At 66.1% G+C, this 20,447-nt stretch carries 23 protein-coding genes; 14 read left to right on the forward strand and 9 right to left on the reverse strand.

What is annotated here, in order from left to right:
- Window positions 1-92: 92 nt before the first annotated feature.
- Window positions 93-2,375, forward strand: coding sequence for a 5-methyltetrahydropteroyltriglutamate--homocysteine S-methyltransferase (gene metE, locus DK842_RS03105; protein ID WP_114060045.1), 2,283 nt, complete (start codon window positions 93-95; stop codon window positions 2,373-2,375).
- Window positions 2,376-2,439: 64 nt separating this feature from the next.
- Here the strand turns inward: metE and DK842_RS03110 are convergent, their stop codons facing one another.
- The 3 genes from DK842_RS03110 to DK842_RS03120 all read right to left on the reverse strand — a co-directional run bounded on the left by DK842_RS03110 (window position 2,440) and on the right by DK842_RS03120 (window position 4,009).
- Window positions 2,440-2,898 (reverse strand): SixA phosphatase family protein, encoded by a 459-nt coding sequence (locus tag DK842_RS03110; protein WP_114060046.1) that lies wholly within the window; start codon window positions 2,896-2,898, stop codon window positions 2,440-2,442.
- A 65-nt stretch (window positions 2,899-2,963) separates the two neighbouring features.
- Window positions 2,964-3,668, reverse strand: coding sequence for an LrgB family protein (locus DK842_RS03115; RefSeq protein WP_114060047.1), 705 nt, complete (start codon window positions 3,666-3,668; stop codon window positions 2,964-2,966).
- On the reverse strand, window positions 3,665-4,009 hold the full coding sequence (locus DK842_RS03120) for a CidA/LrgA family protein (protein ID WP_114060048.1): 345 nt from the start codon (window positions 4,007-4,009) through the stop codon (window positions 3,665-3,667). The genes DK842_RS03115 and DK842_RS03120 overlap by 4 nt, the downstream gene beginning before the upstream one ends.
- Window positions 4,010-4,112: 103 nt before the next feature.
- Between DK842_RS03120 and DK842_RS03125 the strand changes: the two genes are divergently transcribed.
- From DK842_RS03125 to DK842_RS03135, 3 genes are all read left to right on the forward strand, one after another.
- On the forward strand, window positions 4,113-4,637 hold the full coding sequence (locus DK842_RS03125; protein ID WP_232538581.1) for a chorismate--pyruvate lyase family protein: 525 nt from the start codon (window positions 4,113-4,115) through the stop codon (window positions 4,635-4,637).
- Window positions 4,634-5,509 (forward strand): 4-hydroxybenzoate octaprenyltransferase, encoded by an 876-nt coding sequence (gene ubiA / locus DK842_RS03130; protein WP_114060050.1) that lies wholly within the window; start codon window positions 4,634-4,636, stop codon window positions 5,507-5,509. Before DK842_RS03125 ends, ubiA begins: the two co-directional genes overlap by 4 nt.
- A 158-nt stretch (window positions 5,510-5,667) precedes the next feature.
- Window positions 5,668-5,868, forward strand: a complete 201-nt coding sequence (locus DK842_RS03135; RefSeq protein WP_114060051.1) for a hypothetical protein — start codon at window positions 5,668-5,670, stop codon at window positions 5,866-5,868.
- Between the two features lie 62 nt (window positions 5,869-5,930).
- On the opposite strand, the gene DK842_RS03140 is transcribed toward DK842_RS03135, so the two are convergent.
- From DK842_RS03140 to DK842_RS03165, 6 genes are all read right to left on the reverse strand, one after another.
- Entirely contained in the window at window positions 5,931-6,362 is a 432-nt protein-coding gene (locus tag DK842_RS03140; RefSeq protein WP_114063583.1) for a hypothetical protein, read from the reverse strand.
- Window positions 6,359-7,294 (reverse strand): Nudix family hydrolase, encoded by a 936-nt coding sequence (locus DK842_RS03145; protein WP_114060052.1) that lies wholly within the window; start codon window positions 7,292-7,294, stop codon window positions 6,359-6,361. The genes DK842_RS03140 and DK842_RS03145 overlap by 4 nt, the downstream gene beginning before the upstream one ends.
- 35 nt (window positions 7,295-7,329) lie before the next feature.
- A complete protein-coding gene (locus DK842_RS03150) occupies window positions 7,330-8,205 on the reverse strand; it encodes an ATP-binding protein (protein ID WP_114060053.1) in 876 nt (291 codons plus the stop codon).
- 158 nt (window positions 8,206-8,363) lie between these two features.
- A complete protein-coding gene (locus DK842_RS03155; RefSeq protein ID WP_114060054.1) occupies window positions 8,364-9,056 on the reverse strand; it encodes a histidinol-phosphatase in 693 nt (230 codons plus the stop codon).
- Window positions 9,053-9,727, reverse strand: a complete 675-nt coding sequence (gene hda / locus DK842_RS03160) for a DnaA regulatory inactivator Hda (RefSeq protein ID WP_114060055.1) — start codon at window positions 9,725-9,727, stop codon at window positions 9,053-9,055. The genes DK842_RS03155 and hda overlap by 4 nt, the downstream gene beginning before the upstream one ends.
- 30 nt (window positions 9,728-9,757) lie before the next feature.
- A complete protein-coding gene (locus DK842_RS03165; protein WP_114060056.1) occupies window positions 9,758-10,834 on the reverse strand; it encodes an AI-2E family transporter in 1,077 nt (358 codons plus the stop codon).
- Window positions 10,835-10,919: 85 nt separating this feature from the next.
- Between DK842_RS03165 and purM the strand changes: the two genes are divergently transcribed.
- The 10 genes from purM to DK842_RS03215 all read left to right on the forward strand — a co-directional run bounded on the left by purM (window position 10,920) and on the right by DK842_RS03215 (window position 20,258).
- On the forward strand, window positions 10,920-11,957 hold the full coding sequence (gene purM / locus DK842_RS03170; RefSeq protein ID WP_114060057.1) for a phosphoribosylformylglycinamidine cyclo-ligase: 1,038 nt from the start codon (window positions 10,920-10,922) through the stop codon (window positions 11,955-11,957).
- Window positions 11,958-12,085: 128 nt separating this feature from the next.
- Window positions 12,086-12,727 carry a phosphoribosylglycinamide formyltransferase gene (purN, locus tag DK842_RS03175; protein WP_114060058.1) on the forward strand — a complete coding sequence of 214 codons (642 nt, stop codon included), beginning with the start codon at window positions 12,086-12,088 and terminating at the stop codon, window positions 12,725-12,727.
- Window positions 12,728-13,870 (forward strand): DUF3108 domain-containing protein, encoded by a 1,143-nt coding sequence (locus DK842_RS03180; RefSeq protein WP_114060059.1) that lies wholly within the window; start codon window positions 12,728-12,730, stop codon window positions 13,868-13,870.
- Entirely contained in the window at window positions 13,866-15,119 is a 1,254-nt protein-coding gene (locus DK842_RS03185; RefSeq protein ID WP_198414681.1) for an RsmB/NOP family class I SAM-dependent RNA methyltransferase, read from the forward strand. Before DK842_RS03180 ends, DK842_RS03185 begins: the two co-directional genes overlap by 5 nt.
- A gap of 132 nt (window positions 15,120-15,251) precedes the next feature.
- Entirely contained in the window at window positions 15,252-16,547 is a 1,296-nt protein-coding gene (locus DK842_RS03190; protein ID WP_114060061.1) for a chloride channel protein, read from the forward strand.
- Between the two features lie 110 nt (window positions 16,548-16,657).
- Complete coding sequence (grxD, locus tag DK842_RS03195; protein WP_114060062.1) at window positions 16,658-16,969, forward strand: Grx4 family monothiol glutaredoxin; 312 nt, start codon at window positions 16,658-16,660, stop codon at window positions 16,967-16,969.
- Between the two features lie 168 nt (window positions 16,970-17,137).
- Window positions 17,138-17,770 carry a uracil phosphoribosyltransferase gene (gene upp, locus DK842_RS03200; RefSeq protein WP_114060063.1) on the forward strand — a complete coding sequence of 211 codons (633 nt, stop codon included), beginning with the start codon at window positions 17,138-17,140 and terminating at the stop codon, window positions 17,768-17,770.
- A 73-nt stretch (window positions 17,771-17,843) separates the two neighbouring features.
- Window positions 17,844-18,338, forward strand: a complete 495-nt coding sequence (locus tag DK842_RS03205; protein ID WP_114073052.1) for a GNAT family N-acetyltransferase — start codon at window positions 17,844-17,846, stop codon at window positions 18,336-18,338.
- Window positions 18,335-18,976, forward strand: a complete 642-nt coding sequence (locus DK842_RS03210) for a hypothetical protein (protein ID WP_114060065.1) — start codon at window positions 18,335-18,337, stop codon at window positions 18,974-18,976. Before DK842_RS03205 ends, DK842_RS03210 begins: the two co-directional genes overlap by 4 nt.
- A gap of 40 nt (window positions 18,977-19,016) precedes the next feature.
- Window positions 19,017-20,258: a uracil-xanthine permease family protein gene (locus tag DK842_RS03215; protein WP_114063584.1), complete on the forward strand. Its 1,242-nt coding sequence runs from the start codon at window positions 19,017-19,019 to the stop codon at window positions 20,256-20,258.
- Window positions 20,259-20,447: the final 189 nt, after the last annotated feature.

Below are 20,447 nucleotides of genomic sequence, written 5' to 3' on the forward strand. Positions count from 1 at the left end.
CCATTCATGTTGAACAGCAAAATAATGAGTTTGAATCATACACCGCAATGACAGATGCTTGTTCCATCCCGACAAGAAACAGAAAGCAAGCCATGAGCCACATCACGCACCTGCTAGGTTTTCCGCGCATCGGCGCCAAGCGAGAACTGAAAATCCTGCTGGAAAGCCATTGGAAAAACGAGCTGGACGAGGCCGCCTTGCAGCAGGGCGCGAAAGAGCTGCGCCAGAAACACTGGCTATTGCAAAAAGGGGCCGGCGTGGCGCTGAGCCCGGTGGGCGACTTCTCGCTGTACGATCACGTGCTGGACGCTCAGCTGCTGGTGGGCGCCATCCCTCCGCGCTTCGGTTTCGACGCCGCGGCGCTGACCACCGCTCAATACTTCGAACTGGCGCGCGGCAACCGCGAGCAGCCGGCGCTGGAAATGACCAAGTGGTTCGATACCAACTACCACTATCTGGTGCCGGAGTGGCAGGCCGACACCGCCTTCACCGCCCAGCCGCAGCGGCTGCTGGCGCAAGTGCGCGAGGCGCGCGCGCTGGGCGTGGCCGCCAAACCCGTGCTGCTGGGGCCGCTCAGCCTCTTGTGGCTGGGCAAGGCCAAAGGCGAGGCTTTCGACAAGCTAACGCTGCTGCCCGGCCTGGTCGCCGCCTACCGCGAATTGCTGGCCGCGCTGCGCGCCGAGGGCGCGGAGTGGACTCAGCTGGACGAACCCATCCTGGCGCTGGACCTGGAGCCGGCATGGCGGGACGCCTTCGCCCCGGCTTATGCCGAACTGAGTCCGCACGCGCCCAAGCTGCTGCTGGCGACTTACTTCGGCGGCGTGGCCGAACACGCGGCCTGGCTGAAGGCGCTGCCGGTGGCCGGCCTGCACCTGGATCTGGTGCGCGCGCCGGAGCAAATAGACGCCTTCGCCGCCGACTATCCGGCCGACAAGGTTCTGTCCGCCGGCATCATCGACGGCCGCAACATCTGGCGCGCCGATCTGTCCGCGCTACAGGACCAACTGGCGCCGCTTGCCGAACGCCTGGGCGAACGGCTGTGGCTGGCGCCCAGCTGCTCGCTGCTGCACAGCCCCTTCGACGCCGCCGCCGAGACCGCGCTCGACCCTGAGCTGAAAAGCTGGCTGGCCTTCGCCGTGCAGAAGCTGAACGAGTTGAAGACGCTGCGGCGAGGCCTGGAACAGGGACGCGCCGCCATCGCCGACGAACTGGCCGGCAGCGACTTCGCCCGCGAGCAGCGCCGCGCCAGCCCCCGCATCCACAACCCCGCCGTCGCCCGGCGGCTGGCCGGGCTGCCGGAGAACGCCGACCGCCGCGCCAGCGCCTATCCGGTCCGCGCCGAAAAGCAGCAGAGCTGGCTGAAGCTGCCGCCGCTGCCCGCCACCACCATAGGCTCCTTCCCGCAGACGCCGGCCATCCGCGCCAGCCGCGCCGCGTTCAAGAAGGGCGAACTGGCCGCCGCCGACTACCAGGCGGCGATGGAGAAGGAAATCGAACTGGCCATCCGCCGCCAGGAGGCCCTGGGGCTGGATGTGCTGGTGCACGGCGAGGCCGAGCGCAACGACATGGTGGAATACTTCGGCGAGCAGCTGGCCGGTTTCGCCTTCACCCAAGGCGGCTGGGTGCAAAGCTATGGCAGCCGCTGCGTCAAGCCGCCGGTCATCTACGGCGACGTCAGCCGGCCCGCAGCCATGACCGTGGACTGGGCGCGCTACGCGCAGAGCCTGTCCGCCAAACCGGTGAAGGGCATGCTGACCGGTCCGGTCACCATCCTGCAGTGGAGCTTCGTCCGCGATGACCTGCCCAGAGGCGAGGTGTGCCGCCAGATCGCGCTGGCGCTGAACGACGAGGTGCGGGACCTGGAGGCCGCCGGCATCCGCGTGATCCAGATCGATGAGCCCGCCATCCGCGAAGGCCTGCCGTTGAAGCGGCATCAGCGCGACGGCTACCTGGCCTGGGCCGGCGAGGCCTTCCGCCTGTCCAGCCATGGCGTGGACGACGCCACGCAGATCCACACCCATATGTGCTACTCGGAATTCGGCGACATCCTGCCGGCCATCGCCGCGCTGGACGCCGACGTGATCACCATCGAAACCTCTCGTTCGGACATGGAGCTGCTGGCGGATTTCGGCCGCTTCCATTACCCCAACGCCATCGGCCCCGGCGTCTACGACATCCACAGCCCGCGCGTGCCCACTGTCGCCGAAATCCGCGCGTTGCTGAAGAAGGCGCTGCAGGTGATCCCCGCCGAGCGGCTGTGGATCAACCCGGACTGCGGACTGAAGACGCGCGGCTGGCCGGAGGTGGAGGCCGCGCTGGCGGCGATGGTGGCCGTTGGCCGCGAGTTGCGCGCGGAGCTGGCGCACACCGCCTGAGCCGGAAACGGCGACGCCCCGGAAAACCGGGGCGTCGAACAGGGACTGGGGGAAGGTTCCGGGCTCACGGCGCCAGCATCCCCGGCGTCAGCATCAGCTTCAGCCTGACCTGCTCGTAGCCGTGGCGCTCGCGGCGGTTCAACCACCACACCGAGCCCTTCTTCACGCTCCACATCTGCTGCTGCTCGGACATCAGCCTGGCCGCCAGCCAACCCAGGTAAGGCTGATGGCCGACCAGCACCACCGGCCGTTCCGCCTCGGGCCAAGCAACCGCGCCCAACACCTCGTCCACCCCCGCGCCGGGATTCAATTCCGGCAACACTTCATAGCTCTTGGCCAGGTAGGCGGCGGTCTGCTGGGAGCGGCGGGCCTCGGAGGCCAGCAGCAAATAATCGTCCGGCAGCCGCTGCCGCAGCCAGGACGCCATCAGGCTGGCATGCTGCTGCCCGCGCCGAGTCAGCGCGCGCGCCAGGTCGTCGATGCCATCCTCGGCCTCGGCGTGGCGCCACAAAATCAGATCCATATCGTTCTCCTTATGCGATGGCGCGGCGGCGTGCCTTGACCCCGAAACCGCCGCTCCCCCGCATGCTAACCGAGCGCGAGCCAGCGCACCAGCCAGGGCAGCGCCAACGCGGTGAACACGCCGTTCAGCCCCATCGCCAGCCCGGCGAAAGCCCCGGCCGTCTCCGACAACTGAAACAGCCGCGCGGTGCCGATGCCGTGCGCGGTTACCCCGGTGGCCACGCCCAGCAGCATGTCGTCGCTCCAGCCCAGCAAGCGGAACAGCGGCGGCGCCATTACCGCCCCGACGATGCCGGACACGATGACGAACATCGCCGCCAGCTCGGGCGAGCCGCCCAGGCCGCCGGCCAGGCTCATCGCGATCGGCGTGGTCACCGCCCGGGTGGACAGCGCCACCAGCACCGGCTGGTCGAAGCCCAGCCACCAGCCCAGTCCCGCCGCGCTGGCCATGCCCACCAGGCCGCCGGCGGCGATGCTGGCCAGCAGCGGAATCGCCGCCTTCTTCAGCCGCGCCAGATTGCCGTACAAAGGCACCGCCAGCGCCACCGTCGCCGGTCCCAGCAGCAACTGGATGAAGCGGGCGCCGTTCATGTATTGCTGATACGTGCTGCCGCTCAGCCACAACCAGGCCAACACCATCAATACGCCCAGCAGCACCGGATTGGCCAGCGGATGGCCATGGCAGCGCTTGTGCCCGGCCAGCGCCAGCCGGTAGGCCAGCAAGGTGACGAAAACGCCGGTCAGCGGCGAATCCAGCCAGGCCGCCGTCAATGCCGCCTCCCGCGCAGCAGCAGCTTCAGGACCAACCCGGACGCCAACAGCGTGGCCAGCGTGGAGCCCAGCAGGATCAGCGCCAGCTGCCAGCCATTCGAGCGCAACAAAGGCGAGTAGGCCATCAGCGCGCCGCCGGCCGGAATGAACAACAAGGACATGTGGCCGAGAAATCGCGGCGTCTCGCGCTGCAGCGCGGCCGGCGCCGACCGCCGCAGCCATAGCGTGGCGAACAGCAGCAGCAAGCCCAGCACCGGCCCAGGCATCGGCCAGCCCAGCCAGCGCACCAGCGCCTCGCCCGCCAATTGATAGCCCAGCAGCCACAACAACAAGTCCAGCATACGCCCCCCGTCTCCCAATGCTCATCGCATGATAACGTCAAGCCACCGTTCCGGGTACCGCCGCAGGCGACAAGCGTCGCCGGCTTTTGGCATAATGCGCGCCATGGTGAATGAAGTTTTGTGGCGCGAAGCGCCTCCCGTCCTGCCCGCCTCCATTCTGGATTGCCTGACCGAACCCGCCTCGCTGAGCTTGCGGCTGCAAGCCGGCGGCCGCCGTTTCGCGGTGACCGTGCTCAGCCAGGGCGAAGACCGCGTCCAGGCCGACGAAGCCGAAGCGCTGGATCTGGCCGAGGGCGAGCCGGTGCACGCGCGCCATGTCTTGCTGACTCTGGATGGCACGCCGGTGGTCTACGCTCGCAGCGCAGTGGCGCCGTCCTGTCCCTCTTGGCTGCCGGTGCTGGCGCGCGGCAGCCGCTCGCTGGGGCTGACGTTGTTCGGCGAGCTGCCGGCGCTGCGGCGCGAACCGCTGCGCTACGGCCTGCTGGCCAACGGCCACCCGCTGGCCGCCGCCGCCGCCCGCGTCGAACCGGCCGCGTCTTATCCGGCGCGCCGCTGCCGCTTTCTGTTGGACGGCTCGCCGTTGCTGTTGACCGAGCTGTTCCTGCCTGCCTTGAAGGATTTGCTGTGATTCCACTCGCCACCGTCCGCGACCGTTACGAGAACTACCGCCAGCTGATGCGCTGGGACAAGCCCATCGGCACCCTGCTGCTGCTGTGGCCGACGCTGTGGGCGCTGTGGATAGCCACCCATGGCGCGCCGCATCTGCCGATCATCGCCATCTTCTGCCTGGGCACCTTCCTGATGCGCTCGGCCGGCTGCGTGATCAACGACTACGCCGACCGCGACTTCGACGCCCACGTCGCCCGCACCAGCCAGCGCCCGTTCGCGCGCGGCGCGGTCAGCAAGAAGGAGGCGCTGCTGCTGGCGGCCGCTCTGGCCCTGCTGTCCTTCCTGCTGGTGCTGCCGCTGAACAATCTGACCAAGCTTCTGTGCGTGCCGGCGGTGCTGATCGCCGCCAGCTACCCGTTCACCAAGCGCTTCTTCCCGATGCCGCAGGCCTATCTGGGCGTCGCGTTTTCCTTCGGCATCCCGATGGGCTTCGCCGCCGAAACCGGCGAAGTGCCGCTGCTCGCCTGGCTGCTGCTGCTGGCCAACCTGTTCTGGGTGGTGGCCTACGACACCGCCTACGCGATGGCGGACAAGCCGGACGATCTGAAAATCGGCATCAAGACCTCGGCCATCACCATGGGCGACTACGACGTCGCTGGGGTGATGCTGTGCCATGCGGCCTTCCTGGCGCTGATGTGCGGCATCGGCGTCCATCTGGAGCTGGCCTGGCCCTACTATCTGGGACTGGCGATCGCCGTCGCGCTGATGGGACTGCAATATCTGGACATCCGCCATCGCGACCGCGCCAAATGCTTCAAGGCCTTCCTCGACAACAACCGGGTCGGCGCGGCGATATTCGCCGGCGTGGTGTTCAGCTACTGGCAGGGCTGAGACTGGCCGATATGCCATTTACAACGAAATCAGCATTGGGCAGCATGCCCGGATGAACTTCGCCAGCCGGCGCGGCTCATAGCAAGGCCGGGCATGGGCCCGGCATGGCAAGCTTGGCTTTCCAATACCAATAAGCGTCTTTCTGGAAGGTAAATCTCATGAAAAAACTGCTGACCGCCCTGATCGCTGCCGCTTTCGCCACCTCCGCCTTCGCCGCTCCGGCCGCCTCGGCTCCGGCCGGCGAGAAGAAGATGGAACACAAGGCCGAGCACAAGAAGCATCACAAGAAGAAAGCGCACAAGAAACACGCCTCCGGCGCCGCGCATCAGAAGCACAAAATGGCCTCTGCCGCCAAGTAAGCGCCTGACGCAGAAAAAGCTCCCGCCAGGGAGCTTTTTTCATGGCCGGCCGCGCGCGCCGCTCAGCGCACGCTGAACCGCAGCCGATACGCTTCCTTGCCCAGCCTGAGCTCCACCTGCCAGTCGCGGCTGCCGCTGACGCACATCGGCAGAATCACCCGAGCCTTCCAACCATCGCCATCGCGGATGAAGGTATAGCGGTTGAATCCCATGTCCATGCCCGGCATCGTGAAGTCGGCGGTCGGGGCAGCATCCGCCGCCACGCCGTCCAGCCGGATCTCGAAAGGCTGGCCGTGGGACGGCCGGGCGGAAAAGCGCAGCGCGCCGCCGCCAGGCAAAGCGCAAGCGCCGCCAGCCACATCGCAGGACAGCGTCCGCGCAGCAGGCTCGGCCGGCTTGTTGTGCAGATACCAGAAAATCAACCCGGCCTTCAGCGCGGCGAACAGCAACAGCGCCACGCCCAGCAGCAGCAGCTTGCGCTGCTTGCCGGTCATCGCCATGCTCCCCGCATCAGCGCCACGCCATGCGCGCCATGCCGGCGGGCGACGTCCAGATCGTCCGCCTTCAGCCCGCCCAGCGCGTACACGGGCAACGGAACGCCATCCTTGAGGCAGCCGGCGAAGCCATCCCAGCCCAGCAGCGCCGCGCCGGGATGGGTGGCGGTGGGTGCCACCGGGCTCAACAGCGCATAATCCAGCCCCAGTTGACCTGCGCGCGCCAACTCATGCGCATTGTGCACCGACGCGCCCACCCACTCGAAGTCCGGCCTCGCCTCCAGCGCCGCCAGCCGCGCGCCGTTCAGGTGCACGCCGTCCACCGGCCAGCCTTCCAGCCAGGCCGGATCGGCGTTGACCACCAGCCTGCCGCCGCGCGGACGGACGATGGCGGCGGCGCGGGCGACGAAATCGGCCAGCTCCGCTCGGCCCATCCCCCGCTCGCGCACCTGCACCATGCCCCATTCCCGCTCGGTCAGCCGCGCCAGTTGCGCCTCCACGCCGATCTCCTCGGCGCAGGTGATCGCGTAATGGGAAGGCAGCCGCAACGATTTCAATATCGGTCCGTTGGCCGGCAGCATCGGCTCCACTGTCAATTGGCCCGGCCGCTGCCAGGCGAAGTCCTGGCCCTCGCGCGGCTGCGGCTCGCCTTGCCAGTCCCAGATGCGGAAGAAGCGCAGATGCACCGAGGCATGCTCGTAATGATGGACCTTGGTCAGCCACGGCGTGGCGGCGGTGACGACGATGCCCATTTCCTCGTGGAACTCGCGCTTCAACGCCTCCAGCGGCGTCTCGCCCGCCTCCACCTTGCCGCCGGGAAACTCCCAGTAACCGGCGTAGGGCTTGCCCTCCGGGCGGCTGCCCAGCATGAAACTGCCGTCCGGCCGCATCAGCGCGCCGGCTACCACGTCTATGATCTTGTCGCTCGTCATGTCTTCAATCTGTGTATGGGCGCATGCCGCCCGGGTCATTTCCTGCCGGTCTTCTTGGCCAGTTTCTGGCTGCCCGCCCAGTGGCAGGCGAACTGCCAGGCCACCCGGCCGGAGCGGCTGCCGCGCGACAGGCTCCACTGCAGCGCCGCGCGCTCGGCCTTGTCGCCGCACTTCAGGCCGAAATGGCCCAGCCATGCCTTGACCGCCGCCAGGTAGGCGTCCTGGTCGAACGGATAGAACGACAGCCACAGGCCGAAGCGGTCGGACAACGACACCTTCTCCTCCACCGCCTCGCCGGGATGGATTTCGCCGTCATGCAGCCAGCCCTCGCGGTTCTCGCTCATCTGCTCCGGCAGCAAGTGGCGGCGGTTGGATGTCGCATACACCAGCAGATTGTCGCAGCGGCGCGAGAGGCCGCCGTCCAGCGCGCTCTTCAGCGCCTTGTAGCCGGCGTCGCCGTGCTCGAACGACAAATCGTCGCAGAACAGGATGAAACGCTCCCGCCGTCCGACCAGCAGCTCCACCAGTTGCGGCAGATCGGCCAGATGCTCGCGGTCGATTTCGATCAGCCTCAAGCCATCGCGGCCGAACTGGGGCAGCAGCGCTTTCACCAGCGACGACTTGCCGGTGCCGCGGGCGCCGGTCAACAGCGCGTTGTTGGCCGGCAGGCCTTCGACGAACTGGCGGGTGTTGGCCAGCAGCCGCTCGCGCTGCTCGTCAATGCAGGCCAGCCGGCCCATTTCCACCGAGTGCGGCTCATGCACCGCCTCCAGCCAGCCGGCCAGGCCCTGGCGCCGCCAGCGGAGGGCCCAGACGCTCCAGTCCGGCTCTCGCCGCGGCGGCGGCAGCAGGGGCTCCAGCCGGGACAGCGCAGCCTCGGCGCGGCGCAGGAAATCCTGCAGGGCTTCCATGATGCGTTCCTTTCAGATAGCAAAACAGCCTGCTGCAAAGCACAGGCTGCGGGAACCGACTCAGCGTTCAAGCGGCGGACAAGGCGCGCCGCCCGCAGGCAGTGCGCATCGTTCGGCAAAGCGGCGCAACGCGGCATCCGGCGTCTAGTTCGACGCGGTCAGTCCCTTAAAGAGATAACCGGCCAGCCATGCGCCTCGGCATAGGTCCGCAGCTTGTCGTCCGCGTCCACCGCCACCGGATTGTCCACCCGCTTCATCAGCGGCAGGTCGTTGTGCGAATCGCTGTAGAAGAAACTCTCGCCGTAGCTGTCCCAGCTTTCGCCGCGCTCCGCCAGCCACTGCTCGATGCGGGTGATCTTGCCTTCCTTGAAGCTCAACACGCCGGTCGGGCGGCCTGTGAAATTGCCGTCGCCATCCTCTTCAAGCTCGATGGCGATCAGATGCTCCACGCCCAACTCTCGGGCGATCGGCCCGGTGATGAAGCGGTTGGTCGCGGTGATGATCACGATCTCGTCGCCCTCGGCGCGGTGGGCGGCCAACCGCTCGCGCGCCTTGCTCGGAATCAGCGGCTTGATGTGGTTTTCCAGATAATCGGCATGCAGTTGGTCCAACTCGTGGCGCGAAAAACGGGTCAACGGCGCCAGGATGAAGGCCAGATATTCGTGCATGTCCAGCGTGCCGCTCTGGTACTGGCGGTAAAAGTAGCTGTTGCGCTCGTCGTACTGGGCGGCATCCAGAATGCCGCGCTTGATCAGGAAGCGCGGCCATTCGAAATCCGAATCGCCGGCGATCAGGGTGTGGTCGAGGTCGAACAGGGCGAGCCTGCGTTTGGCGGGAGTGGCTGTCGTCATGATTCCGGTGTGGCGGTTTGCAAAACGTTTTTCACCAGCGGCACGGTGATGGGCCGGCGCAGCGCCAGCGAATAGCGGTCCAGCATGTCTATCATCGAGATCAGGCTGCTCAGATCGCGCCGCCAGTGGGTAAGCAGGTAGCGGTACACATCGTCGGGTATCGACAGCTGGCGGCTGGCGGCGTGGCTGCGCAAGGCGGCCAGCTTGTCGTCATCGGACAGCGCCTTCACCTCCAGCACCAGTCCCCAGCCCAGCCGCGTGCGCAGGTCGTCGCGCACGGCCAGCGCCACCGGCGGCTGGCGGCCGGCCATCAGCAAGCGGCCCTCGCCGCCCTCCTTCAAGGAGTTGTAGAAGGAGAACAGCATGATCTGGTCGTCCGGCGCCAGGTCGTCGACATGGTCCACCGCGATGAAGCTGGCCTCGCGCGCGAAATCCGGCAGGTGGTCCCCCTTGCCGTCCAGATAGATGGCGGCGCGGCCCAGCCGCTCGGCGTGGGCGATCCAGGCCTGCAATAGATGGGTTTTGCCGCAACCGGGCTCGCCCCATAGATAGATGAAGCGTTCGCCTTCGGTGGCGGTCAGTGCGGTGATCACTTCGCGATTGCGCTCGGCCAGGAAATTATCGAAGGCCGGCAGCGGCGTAGGCGTGAGATCGAGTACGAGCTGGTCCAAGAGTGCTAGATTTTGGCTGTGTTTAAGGCGTCAGTTGCCCATTTTACGCTGATAAAAGCGCGTGTTGAAATATCGGCGCGCCGCGAAGCGCCCCAATACCAGCGCCATCGCCGCCAGCGGCAGCGCCAGCAGCACGCCGACGAAGCCCATCAGCTCGCCGAAGGCCATCAGCGCGAAGATCACCGCCATCGGCGAAAGGCCGATGCGCTCCCCCACCAGATAAGGCGTCACCAGGAAGCTTTCAAGGGTCTGGCCGACCGCGAAAACGCCCCACACCAGCAACAGGCCGCTCAGCCCGTCGTACTGCAGCAGCGCCGCCAGCGTGGCCAGCAACAGGCCGGTGAAGGCGCCGAGATACGGGATGAACACCAGAAGCCCGGCCACCATGCCGATGGCGAATCCCGAGTCCAGCCCCACCAGCGCCAGGCCGCCCCCGTAAACCAGAGCCATGATCAGCATCACCGACAGCTGCCCGCGCAGAAACTCGCCCAGCACCCGGTCCAGTTCCAGCGCCACTTCGCTGACCGCGCCTATCCAGCGGCGCGGCACCGCCGTCGCCAGCGACCGCGTCATCTTGTTCCAGTCCAGCAGGAAGTAGTACTGCAGCAAGGGCAGCAGCGCCAAAACCGTCAGGAAGTGCGCCAGCAGCACGCCGCCCTGGCTCAGCCGCGGCAACAGGCTGGCCAGCGTCTTCTTCAACGCGCCGGCGTTGGCCGTCAGCTCCTGCCGCCAGGCGGCGGCGTTCAGCTCCAGCTTGAGCCCGGCGTTCGCCTCCAGCCACGGCAGCGCCCGGCTGTGCAGGAAGTCGACGAACACCGGCAAGCGCTCGGCCAGCGCCTGCCCCTGGGAGATCAGCATCGGCGCGATGATCAGGATCAGCGCGAAGATCAGCGAAATGCCCGCGACGGTGACCACGCCGGCGGCCAGCGCGCGCGGCAGGCCCCAGCGCTCCAGCCGGCACGCCAGCGGGTTCAGGACATAGGCCAGCACCGCCGCGGTGACAAACGGCGCCAGCACATTGGAGAGCTGCGAAATCAGGCTGCCCAGCAGCCAAAGCAGCGCCGCGGCGAGGATCCAGGGCCACCAGTGGGAATGAGAGCGTTTCATTGAAAATTCAGTTAAAATACAGTGCTTTCGCACCGGCGAAAGCTTGATGTAAAAATATTTCAAGTTTGCAGAAAGCGAGTTTATCTTGAATACCACGTCCCTCAGTTACCGCGATGCCGGCGTAGACATTGACGCCGGCGACGCGCTGGTCGAAAACATCAAGCCTTTTGCCAAGCGCACCATGCGCCCGGAAGTGCTCGGCGGCATCGGCGGTTTCGGCGCACTGGTGGAAATCTCCAAGAAATACCGGGAGCCGGTGCTGGTATCCGGCACCGACGGGGTCGGCACCAAGCTGAAACTGGCCTTCGACTGGAATCGCCACGATACAGTGGGGATAGACCTGGTGGCAATGAGCGTCAATGACATTCTGGTGCAAGGCGCCGAGCCGCTGTTCTTCCTCGACTATTTCGCCTGCGGCAAACTGGACGTGGCCCAGGCCACCGAAGTGATCAAAGGCATCGCCGCCGGCTGCGAGCAAGCGGGCTGCGCGCTGACCGGCGGCGAAACCGCCGAGATGCCGGGCATGTATGTGCCGGGCGAATACGACCTGGCGGGCTTCGCCGTCGGCGTGGTGGAGAAGAGCAAGGTCATCTCCGGCCGCGACATCGTCGCCGGCGACGTGGTGCTGGGCTTGGCCTCCAACGGCGCCCACTCCAACGGCTACAGCCTGGTGCGCAAGATCATCGACCGCGCCCAGCCGGACCTGGACGCGCCGTTCGACGGCGACAAGACGCTGCGCGAGGCGGTGATCGCGCCCACCCGCATCTACGTCAAGCCGCTGCTCAAGCTGATGGAAACGCTGCCGGTCAAGGGCATGGCCCACATCACCGGCGGCGGCATCACCGAGAACACGCCGCGGGTGCTGCCCGACAACGCCGTGGCCCAGCTCGACGCCGCCAGCTGGCAGTTGCCCAAGCTGTTCCAGTGGCTGCAGCGCGAAGGCAATGTGGACATCCAGGAGATGTACCGCACCTTCAACTGCGGCATCGGCATGGTCGTCGTCGTCGCGCCGGAGCACGCCGAATCGGCGATGGCCCTGCTGCGCGAGGCCGGCGAGACGGTCTATCGCCTGGGCCAGGTGCGCGAGCGCCGGGGCGACGAGCACCAGACCCAGATCGGCTAAGGCGAAACCCGCCGCCACACCGCGCCGCTGGCTCCGCCGGCGGCGCTTGTCTTTTATCGCCGGGCGGACGGAACCAAGCCGGCGCAATCGCAACGAACGGGAATGGCGCGCCATTCCAGACATGAGCCATGAAAAACATCGTCATCCTGATTTCCGGCCGCGGCTCCAATATGCAGGCCATCGTCGACGCCCGCATTCCCGGCGCCCGCGTCGCGGCGGTGATCTCCAACCGCCCGGACGCGGCCGGCCTCGCCTGGGCGGCGGAGCGCGGCATCGCCGCCCAGGCGCTGGACCACAAGGCCTACGCCAGCCGCGAAGCTTTCGACGCCGCGCTGGCCGAGGCGATTGACGCGCATCAGCCCGACCTGGTGGTGCTGGCAGGCTTCATGCGCATCCTGACCGAGGGCTTCACCCGCCGCTACGAAGGCCGGATGCTCAACATCCACCCGTCGCTGCTGCCGGCCTTCCCCGGCCTGCACACCCACGAGCGCGCGCTGGAAATGGGCTGCAAACTGGCCGGATGCACGGTACACTTCGTCACCGCCGAGCTCGATCACGGCCCTATCGTCGCCCAGGGAGCGGTCAACGTGCTGGACGGCGACACGCCGGACAGCCTGGCCGCCCGCGTATTGACACTGGAACACCAGCTGTACCCGGAAGCGGTGCGCCGCTTCGTCGCCGGCGACATCGCCGTGGTGGCCGGCAAGGTGGCGGCCGGCCCGGGAATCGCCGCCAGCCTGCTGTCCCCCACACCTCCAAGCAAGGCCTAAATGACCCGACGCCGTCTGCTGCTGATCGCACTCGTCCTGTCGCTGCTGCTGCATCTCGCGCTGCTCGGCTCCGACCTGCTGCCTGCGATCAGCGCGCCGCCGGCGGAGGCGCCCAAACTGGAGAAGATAGACGTCAAGATGCAGGCGATGAGGATGGACGATCCGCCGCCGGCGCGCGATCCGCAATCGGCCGGCGTCAGCCTGAGGCCGGCCGAGCCGGCCAAGCCCAAGCCGAAACCCAAGCCGGCGCGCAAGCGCGAAGCCTCGCGTCCGGCCGATGTGGCCAAGCCGCAAGCCTCCGCCCCTGCCCAGCGGATCGCCGCCGCGCCCCAAGCCAGCTCAGCGCCGGCCGCGGACGCGCCGCCGGCGCCTGTTCCGCAACCGGAAGCCGCCCAACCCGCCAGCGCGCCGGCAACGGAAAAGCCGCCGCGGGAAGCGCCGCCGGATCTGGCCGGCATCATCCATCCGGACACGCCGCTGCGTCAATTTCCGGCCAGCGCGAAAATCCGCTATCAAGGCTATTGGAACAGCGCCATGGTCGGCTTCGGCGACCTGGATTGGCAGCGCGGCCAAGGCCATTACCGACTGGACATTTCGGTCAATCCGTTCATCGGCCCCAAGCTGCGCTATCTTGCACAGGGAACGATAGGAAAATCGGGACTGCGTCCGGACAGCATGCAGTCGTTCCGCGGCGGGGACCTGAAGGAAGCGGCCCGCTTCGATTACGAAGCCGGCCTGCTGCGCTACGGCAGCAACGAGGACAAGCAGCTGCCGCTGAAGCCAGGCGCGCAGGACGCGTTCAGCCTGGCTTTCCAGCTGGCGCTGAAAGGCGGCGATCTGGGGCATGCGCCGATACAGATCACCACCGCCAAGAAAGTATACGAATACCCGATGGCGCCGAACGGCGCCTTCGACTACGACACCGGCGCCGGCAAGATGCGCGTGATCGTGTTCCGCGCCCAGGGCGACGGAGACTTCACCGAGTTCTGGCTGGCCCCGGATTTCGCCAACCTGCCGCTGCGCATCCTGCGCGCCGACAAGGACAAGCGGATCGAGCTGAAGGCGATCCGCATTGAAGTAAACGGCAAGCGGCAGTGGGAATTGCCGCCGCAACCGACGATACGGAACAAAAATGCACATTAGCCATAGCCAACTGAAACACCTGGAAACCGTCATCGGCCAGATGACCCGCTTCGACCGCCCCGCCGACGCGGTGCTGTCCGCCTATTTCCGCGAGCACAACAAGCTGGGCGGCGCCGATCGCCACCTGATCGCGGAAACCGCGTTCGGCGCGCTGCGCCGGCTGATCCAGCTGCGCGCGCTGATCGCGCCGGAAAAAGCCACCCCGCGACGCCTGGCGCTGGTGGCCTTGATGAAATTCAACAAAATGAACGTCAAGGAATTGACTGAAGCGACCAGCGCCGGCGAACGCGAGTGGCTGGGCTCGGTCAAGGGCAAGACGCTGGAAGACAGCCTGGAAATCCGCGCCGAGCTGCCGCAGTGGGTGATCGAGCGCCTGGGCGACCAAACGCCGGAAGCGGTGGAGGCGCTGGGCCAGGGCCTGATGTCGATGGCGCCGCTGGACCTGCGCGTCAACACGCTGAAAATGAAGCGCGAAGAGTTGCTGGACCGCCTGAACGCCGAAGGCATTCCCTGCGCGCCGACGCCGTACTCGCCGCTGGGCATCCGCTTGAAGGAGAAGCCGGCGCTGTCGAAACACGAGCTGTTCAAGGCCGGCGCGTTTGAAGTGCAGGACGAAGGCAGCCAGCTCTTGGGCCTGATCACCGGCGCGCGCCGCGGCGAGATGGTGGTGGACTTCTGCGCCGGCGCCGGCGGCAAAACCTTGTTGCTGGGCGCGCAGATGTCATCCAGCGGCCGCCTGTACGCGTTTGACGTATCGGAGAAGCGCCTCGCCAACTTCAAGCCGCGCCAGGCCCGCTCCGGCCTGTCCAACGTGCACCCGCAGTTGCTGGCGCACGAGAACGACGCCAAGGTGAAGCGCCTGGCCGGCAAAGCCGACCGCGTGCTGGTGGACGCGCCCTGCTCCGGCCTGGGCACGCTGCGCCGCAATCCGGACCTGAAGTTCCGCCAGAGCCCGGACAGCGTGGCCGAACTGAACGCCAAGCAGGCCTCAATCCTCGCCTCCGCCGCGCGGCTGGTGAAACAGGGCGGCCGGCTGGTGTACGCCACCTGCAGCCTGCTGCCGCAGGAAAACCAGGCCATCGTCGAGGCCTTCCTGGCCGAGCATGCCGATTTTCGCCTGGTGAAGATGGACGAGGTGCTGGCCGAACAGAAGATTCCGCTGCAATGCGGCGACTACCTGGAGCTGAAGCCCCACCTGCACAATACCGACGGTTTCTTCGCCGCGGTGCTGGAAAGGACTGGCCAATAAGCCCACTCGGATGCCATCATATAAAATAAGAAATCGATGATGGACATCCGAACCTCGTCCTTAAAGGGTAAAATGGTCGTTGCGCCTCATTGGATCGGACTTTATTTTCAATTGACATTTCATTGAACCGCAATGACCCGTAATTTACTGCTGCTGCAATTGCGCGCCCAGTTGAACAAGCTGTCCGGCAAAACCCGGATGACCCTGGTGCTGTGGAGCGGCGCCGCCCTGGTCGGCGTCATCGCCGTGATGCTGGCCAAAATGGCCGACTGGTTTTTCGCCGGCTTCCACACCCTGACCGAGCGCTGGTTCTGGTGGCCTCTGCTGTCGCTGCCGCTGGGCGCGGTGCTGATCCGCTGGCTGATGGTCCGCATCGGCCAGGGCAGCGAGGGCAGCGGCATCCCGCAGGCGCTGGCCGCGCTGCAGCAAACCGAACAGGCGGACTCGGCCGAGCGCCTGCTGTCCTTCCGCATCGTGCTGGCCAAGTTTCTGGGCATCGTGCTCGGCGTCGGCAGCGGTTTCGTGCTGGGCCGCGAGGGGCCTACCGTGCAGATCGGCGCGGCGCTGATGTATTCGATGCGCAAGCTGGTGCCGCTGCACACCGCCGCCTTCCGCCGCCACCTGATCCTGGCCGGCGGCGCAGCCGGCATCGCCGCGGCGTTCAACACGCCGCTGGCCGGCATCGTATTCGCTTTCGAAGAGCTGTCCCGCTCGATCGAAAACACCACCAGCGGCCGCACCATCGGCGCGGTGATCCTGGCCGGCATGATTTCGCTGGCGCTGCTGGGCAATTACACTTATTTCGGCCGCATCCACGTACCTACTTTCTCTTTCACGGTCTTGATTCCCATGGTGCTGATCGCCGGCGTAGCCGGCGTCATCGGCGGCCTGTTTTCCTGGATGTGCGTGAACCAGCGGCGCTGGCTGCCAGGCAATGTCATCCGGCTGCGCAGCCAGTACCCCTACCGCTTCGTCGCGCTGTGCGGACTCGCCGTCGCGCTGTGCGGCCTGGTGGCGCCGATTTACGGCAGCGGCGCGCTGGAGACCAGCCAGGTGATCTCCGGCCACGGCGACATGGGCCTGATGTATCTGCCGATGAAATTCATCGGCCTGACCGCCACCTTCCTGACCGGCCTGCCCGGCGGCATCTTCGCGCCCTCGCTGTCTCTGGGCGCCGGCCTCGGCAGCTGGTTCGTGCCGCTGTTCCCGGCCGACCTGAACATCAAGATCGTCGCGCTGGGCATGGTGGCGATGCTGGCCGCCGTCACCCGCGCGCCCATCACCTCGGCCATCATCATGATAGAAATGACCGATGGCCACGTGATGGTGATCTCCATGCTGGGCGCAGCGATGATCGCCTCCGGCGTCGCCAGCATGTTCCGCACCCACTTGTATCAGGACCTGGCCAAGCAGTTCCTGCCGAAATGAGCCGCAGCCGGGCAAATTGACCAGCCCGCGGCCCGCACGTAGAATAACCTATTGAAAAGATCAGGTATTTCCGGCGGCGAATCCGCCGGTCAACAGCAAGGATTCAATTCATGTCGATTCAACAAGATATCCAGCAGACCGTCGCCGACAACGCCGTGGTGCTGTTCATGAAGGGCTCCGCCCAATTCCCGCAGTGCGGCTTCTCCTCGCGCGCGGTGCAGATTCTGAAGGCCTGCGGCGTGGACGATTTCCTGACCGTGGACGTGCTGCGCGACCCGGACATCCGCCAGGGCATCAAGGACTTCTCCAATTGGCCGACCATCCCGCAACTGTACGTGAAGGGCGAGTTCGTCGGCGGTTCGGACATCATGTACGAGATGTTCCAGAACGGCGAACTGCAGGAAATGCTGAAGGCGCTGTAAGCCCTCCCGCCGACCCGGCCCCCGCCGGGTTTTGCGTTTTGGCGGCCATCCGCGTTAGAATGATGCCCCATACCACCCACGGCAGCCTTGCGGCTGCCGCTGTCATATGTATTCAAAAGCTGTTTGCCGCCGCCGGCAAGCAGCTTTTTGCCAAGGTAGGGAACCGAAATGCACATCACCATCGTTGATCACCCGCTGGTACAACACAAGCTGGGCCTGCTGCGCGAAGCGGACACCAGCACCATGAAGTTCCGCCAGCTGACCCAGGAGCTGGCCCGCCTGCTCGCCTACGAAGCCACCCGCGATTTCGAACTGGAAGCCGTCACCATCGACGGCTGGTGCGGCAAGATCGACGTCAAGCAGATCAAGGGCAAGAAAGTCACCGTGGTGCCCATCCTGCGCGCCGGCATCGGCATGCTGGACGGCGTGCTGGACCTGGTGCCGTCGGCCAAGATCAGCGTGGTGGGCCTGGCCCGCAACGAGGAAACGCTGGAGCCGGTGTCCTATTTCGAGAAGTTCGTCGGCAATCTGGACGAGCGCATCGCCATCATCATCGACCCGATGCTGGCCACCGGCGGCTCGCTGGTCGCCACCATCGACCTTCTGAAGCGCAATGGCTGCAAAACCATCAAGGCCGTGGTGATGGTGGCCGCGCCTGAAGGCGTGAAAATCGTCAACGACGCCCACCCGGACGTGCAGATCTACGCTGCCTCGCTCGACAGCCATCTGAACGAGCATGGCTACATCATCCCCGGCCTCGGCGACGCCGGCGACAAGATCTTCGGCACCAAGCAGGCCTGAGCGCCATGCCATTGAACCAGCCGCCCGTTGCCTCCGCAGCCGGCGGCTTTTTTGCAAACTCAAGGACACGCCCATGCTGATACGCAAAGCCGAGGCGCAAGATCTGGACGCCGTGCGCCGCCTCGCGGCTCAAATCAACCGCCAGCACCATCAGGCCATGCCGGAGTGGTTTCGCGCCGAAGTGGAGAGTGAAGCCGATTGCGTCTACTGGCTGGAGCGCATGACGGGAGAAGACCGCGCCATACTGCTGGCGGAGCAGGCCGGCGAAGTGAAGGCCTTCGCCACCGTGATGACCCAAGCCATGCCGCCCGCGCCCTTTCTGCAGGCGCGCCGCGTCTGCCGCATCGGCACCATCGTGGTGGATGAGGCGCATCAGGGACAAGGCATCGGCTCCCGGCTGCTCGCCGCCGCGGAAGACTGGGGACACGCGCAAGGCGCTGACGAAGTCCGTCTGGAAGTGATGCAGTTCAATCGTTCGGCTCAGGATTTCTATGCCCGGCATGGCCTGGTGCCGCAGTCGCAAATTCTCAGCAAGCCGCTGCGCTTGGAGCAAGGAGCCGCCCGATGATGGACCGCTACGCCGCGATAGACGCCGACTTTCTCGCTCGCTTCCCGGGCGGCTTCCAGGATCCGGACTGGCAGGCGCTGGCGCGAAAACACAAAACCTACGCCAAGGCCGAGACGCTGTGCCAGAGCGAGCTGACCCGCGACAAGCTGGACGCGGCGCTGGCCAGCGGCAAGCTGGCCGACGCCACCCACGCCTGCCGCCAGATCATCTCGCTGGCCACCACCGTCAGCACCTTCGAGAAGATCGCCTTCCGCAACTACATGGACAACCGCGACCTGAACCTGCCCTTCATCCAGGCCTTGCGCGATGCGCTGCATGATTTCGGCCCGGACAGCTTCGCCGCCTACGTGGACACGCTGGCGATGGCGCGGATGGATGCCAAGGCCAATGCCGCCAAATGGCCCATCGTCAGCTGCTTTCTGGCCTGTTTCGATCCGCAGCGCCACGTCTGCATCAAGCCGACCACGGTGAAGAAAGTGGCGGCGCGGCTGGGCGTGGAGCTGCATTATCAGCCCCGACCCAATTACGAGTGCTACCGCGCGGTGCAGGACATGGTGCTGGACTTCCGCCGCCACAGCAGCGTGGCGGCGGAAGTGGACAACACGCTGGCGCAGGCTGTGATGTATTGCGCCGTGTGAAACCGACAAGATTACAAAACCAAAACAAGGAAGAATGATGATGCAACAACTCAAGCTGGCGGTGTCCGGCGCCCAGATCCTGTTCGTCGCCTTCGGCGCGCTGGTTCTGGTGCCGCTGCTCACCGGCCTGAACCCGGCCATGGCGCTGTTGGGCGCCGGCCTCGGCACCCTGCTGTTCCAGGCCTGCACCGGCCGCCAGGTGCCGATTTTCCTCGGCTCCTCCTTCGCCTTCATCGGCCCCATCATCTACTCGATGCATACCTGGGGGCCGGGCGCGACCATGTTCGGCCTGTTCGCCGCCGGCTTCATGTACTTCGTGTTCGCCGCCATCGTGCGCTGGCGCGGCATGGCGCTGGTCAACAAGCTGCTGCCGCCGGTGGTGATCGGTCCGGTGATCATGATCATCGGCCTGTCCGTCGCCACCGCCGCGTCGGGCATGGCCATGGGCCTGGCAGGCGGCAAGCAGGTGCTGCCGTACGAAACCTCACTGCTGCTGGCCGCCATCTCGCTGGCCACCACCATAGTGGTTTCCATCTACGCCCGCGGCATGTTCAAGCTGGTGCCCATCCTGGCCGGCGTCGTCGTCGGCTATATCGCCGCCGCCTTCCTCGGCGCGGTGGATTTCGCCAAGCTGGCCGCCGCGCCATGGTTCGCCGCGCCCGCCTTCCACAGCCCGGAAGTCAACTGGGCAGCCGCGGCCTTCATGCTGCCGGTGGCCATCGCCCCGGCCATCGAGCACATCGGCGGCGTGATGGCCATCGGCGGCGTCACCGGCAAGGATTACACCAAGACGCCGGGCCTGCACCGCACGCTGGCCGGTGACGGCCTCGGCGTGTGCGTGGCCGGCCTGATCGGTGGCCCGCCGGTCACCACCTACGCCGAAGTGACCGGCGCGGTGATGATCACCCGCAACTTCAACCCGGTGACCATGACCTGGGCCGCGGTGTTCGCCATCTGCATGGCCTTCTTCGGCAAGTTCAACGCGCTGCTGCAATCCATCCCGATGCCGGTGATGGGCGGCATCATGGTGCTGTTGTTCGGCACCATCGCCTCCATCGGCCTGAAGACGCTGATCGAGGCCAAGGTGGACCTGATGGAGCCGCGCAACCTGGTGATCATCTCGGTGGTGCTGACCGCCGGCATCGGCGGCTTGACGCTGAAGCTGGGCGACTTCGCCTTGTCCGGCGTCGGCCTGTGCTCGCTGCTGGCCATCATCCTCAATCTGATCCTGCCTAGCCGCGCCGCCAGCCACGACGGCATCGTCGAGGGCCAGGACATCTAGCGCCGCCTCAGAACGAAAACATAAACTATTGAATTTAAAAATCTTTCACAACTGATCACACGTCAACATTACTGACAAGGTCTACACTGACAATCAGCGCCGCGGCTTGATGCCGCGGCGCCTTAGACCGAAGCCAAACTGCTGCCCAAACCGGCAACGCTTGCCCACAGCGGCTTGACGCGGCCTGAT

It is taken from the genome of Chromobacterium phragmitis (assembly GCF_003325475.1).
GTDB classification, from domain to species: Bacteria; Pseudomonadota; Gammaproteobacteria; order Burkholderiales; family Chromobacteriaceae; genus Chromobacterium; species Chromobacterium phragmitis.

What these genes read in the sequence shown, in the direction of transcription:
- metE (WP_114060045.1), top strand. Translation starts at nt 93, where the DNA reads ATGAGCCACATCACGCACCTGCTAGGTTTTCCGCGCATCGGCGCCAAG.
- DK842_RS03110 (WP_114060046.1), bottom strand. Translation starts at nt 2,898, where the DNA reads ATGGATCTGATTTTGTGGCGCCACGCCGAGGCCGAGGATGGCATCGAC.
- DK842_RS03120 (WP_114060048.1), bottom strand. Translation starts at nt 4,009, where the DNA reads ATGCTGGACTTGTTGTTGTGGCTGCTGGGCTATCAATTGGCGGGCGAG.
- DK842_RS03125 (WP_232538581.1), top strand. Translation starts at nt 4,113, where the DNA reads ATGGTGAATGAAGTTTTGTGGCGCGAAGCGCCTCCCGTCCTGCCCGCC.
- DK842_RS03135 (WP_114060051.1), top strand. Translation starts at nt 5,668, where the DNA reads ATGAAAAAACTGCTGACCGCCCTGATCGCTGCCGCTTTCGCCACCTCC.
- DK842_RS03140 (WP_114063583.1), bottom strand. Translation starts at nt 6,362, where the DNA reads ATGACCGGCAAGCAGCGCAAGCTGCTGCTGCTGGGCGTGGCGCTGTTG.
- DK842_RS03145 (WP_114060052.1), bottom strand. Translation starts at nt 7,294, where the DNA reads ATGACGAGCGACAAGATCATAGACGTGGTAGCCGGCGCGCTGATGCGG.
- DK842_RS03150 (WP_114060053.1), bottom strand. Translation starts at nt 8,205, where the DNA reads ATGGAAGCCCTGCAGGATTTCCTGCGCCGCGCCGAGGCTGCGCTGTCC.
- DK842_RS03155 (WP_114060054.1), bottom strand. Translation starts at nt 9,056, where the DNA reads ATGACGACAGCCACTCCCGCCAAACGCAGGCTCGCCCTGTTCGACCTC.
- DK842_RS03165 (WP_114060056.1), bottom strand. Translation starts at nt 10,834, where the DNA reads ATGAAACGCTCTCATTCCCACTGGTGGCCCTGGATCCTCGCCGCGGCG.
- purN (WP_114060058.1), top strand. Translation starts at nt 12,086, where the DNA reads ATGAAAAACATCGTCATCCTGATTTCCGGCCGCGGCTCCAATATGCAG.
- DK842_RS03180 (WP_114060059.1), top strand. Translation starts at nt 12,728, where the DNA reads ATGACCCGACGCCGTCTGCTGCTGATCGCACTCGTCCTGTCGCTGCTG.
- DK842_RS03190 (WP_114060061.1), top strand. Translation starts at nt 15,252, where the DNA reads ATGACCCGTAATTTACTGCTGCTGCAATTGCGCGCCCAGTTGAACAAG.
- grxD (WP_114060062.1), top strand. Translation starts at nt 16,658, where the DNA reads ATGTCGATTCAACAAGATATCCAGCAGACCGTCGCCGACAACGCCGTG.
- upp (WP_114060063.1), top strand. Translation starts at nt 17,138, where the DNA reads ATGCACATCACCATCGTTGATCACCCGCTGGTACAACACAAGCTGGGC.
- DK842_RS03205 (WP_114073052.1), top strand. Translation starts at nt 17,844, where the DNA reads ATGCTGATACGCAAAGCCGAGGCGCAAGATCTGGACGCCGTGCGCCGC.
- DK842_RS03210 (WP_114060065.1), top strand. Translation starts at nt 18,335, where the DNA reads ATGATGGACCGCTACGCCGCGATAGACGCCGACTTTCTCGCTCGCTTC.
- DK842_RS03215 (WP_114063584.1), top strand. Translation starts at nt 19,017, where the DNA reads ATGCAACAACTCAAGCTGGCGGTGTCCGGCGCCCAGATCCTGTTCGTC.